Raw genomic sequence first — 1,676 nt, forward strand, 5'->3', positions numbered from 1 at the left:
CTGGGAAGTCAATCAGGTTCACGGGTGATGGCAACAAAGTTAAAATCAAAGAATATAAAAATCGTTTTCGGAACTGTTCTATTATTCGTTGCAGCTATTTTGGTAGTTCAAAATTTGTAATACAGGGCAATATGCCAAATATGGAAAGGTGAAACAATGATTATCAAAGTATTGGGAACGGGATGCCCTAAGTGCATTCAACAAGAACGAGCGGTAGTAAAAGCGATTGAAAAAACAGGTTCTGATGCAACAGTAAAAAAAGTAACCGAAATCAATGATATTATGAATTACGGTGTGATGATGACACCGGCTTTAGTAATCGACGAAAAAGTAGTTACAGTTGGCAAAGTTTTGTCGGCAGAAAAAATAGCAGAGATGATAAACAAATAGGAGGGTACAAAATGGCTGAATGTTGTTGTGGAAATGAAAGATTAAGATTGATTTACCCTTGCTCAGGCGGAGCAGGTGTTGGCGATCTTTTAGACAGAATAGCCCGAAAACTGGCGAAAGAAGGTTTTGGCAAAATGAGTTGCCTGGCTGGTGTTGGGGCAGATATTTCCGGCTTCACCGCTTCTGCCAGAGATGCAGAACTTAATTTAACTATCGATTGCTGTTCGATGCGATGGGCTGCTAAAAATTTCGAAAATCGTGGCATCAAGCCGTTTTCCTTAATTTTAACTGAAATGGGATTTACCAAAGGTAACACTGAAGTGAATGACAGTACGATCGAAACTGCTTTTGCAATTTTGAAAAAAGAATTAAAAAAAATGAAAATTAATACAACTACAACATCACCAGACAGCTATTGTTGATAACAGAAGATTATTTCATGAAAAATTTATCCAAAATCTTGATCATATTAGCGTTGATCACTATCGTGGCTGTAGTCATAGTCCTCAAAAACCAACCTGAGAATAACATTAAAGAATCAACAGACACAGAAAGTTCAGTTCTGGAATCTACAACCGATCCGCAGAAAGTTGTCAAAGAAACGATCTTGTCTGAAAAGGAAGAAGAGAGCGAAACGGGAATAGATTCTGAAGAACAGACAGAAACCGTTAAAGAAGAACCGAAAAAAATCAAAAAAAACATTCAAGCAGAAACAAAAAAAACTGTAAAATCCAAAGATAAAAAAGCAGTAGGTGATGTGATTGCAATAGTGGAAGGTGTAGAGATAACGGAATCAGAACTGCAAGAAGAGTATAAGAAACTTTCTCCCCAGTATCAAGATATGTTCAAAAACGACAAAGATCTTTATCTTGAACAGCTGATCATCAAGGAAATCCTGGTTCAAAAAGCAATCGAGAAGGGTTATATAAAATCCGAAAAACCAAACCCGTCTCAGCAAGATAGCGGAATCCAGAAGCTGATTGATGAAATGGGAAAAAACATCGAAATCTCAGAAGCGGAACTTGATGAATTTTATCAGGAAAATCAAGATCAGATGAAGGGTGCATCTTTTGATGAAATGAAAAATAATATCCGAAATTATCTGATACAACAAAAACAAAATGAGAAATTTGAGAATTACATCGATGATATCAGAAATGGTGATGATGTTGTTATTAATAGAGATAGGATTGACCAACAGATAGCTTCCAAACCGGAAACTCCTTTGACTGAATCCTGTAAAAACGGATTTCCCACCGTGTTAAATTTGGGATCGGGTCCCTGTA

General features: G+C 36.8%; 3 protein-coding genes. All 3 read left to right on the plus strand.

Going from position 1 to position 1,676, the window contains the following annotated elements:
* Positions 1-156: 156 nt before the first annotated feature.
* Positions 157-390 carry a thioredoxin family protein gene (locus tag ENL20_10260; protein ID HHE38939.1) on the plus strand — a complete coding sequence of 78 codons (234 nt, stop codon included), beginning with the start codon at positions 157-159 and terminating at the stop codon, positions 388-390.
* 11 nt (positions 391-401) lie between these two features.
* Positions 402-812 (plus strand): hypothetical protein, encoded by a 411-nt coding sequence (locus ENL20_10265; GenBank protein ID HHE38940.1) that lies wholly within the window; start codon positions 402-404, stop codon positions 810-812.
* 17 nt (positions 813-829) lie between these two features.
* The coding region (locus ENL20_10270) for a hypothetical protein (GenBank protein HHE38941.1) at positions 830-1,676 on the plus strand (847 nt) is incomplete at its 3' end.

The organism is Candidatus Cloacimonadota bacterium (genome assembly GCA_011372345.1).
Taxonomy (GTDB): domain Bacteria; phylum Cloacimonadota; class Cloacimonadia; order Cloacimonadales; family TCS61; genus DRTC01.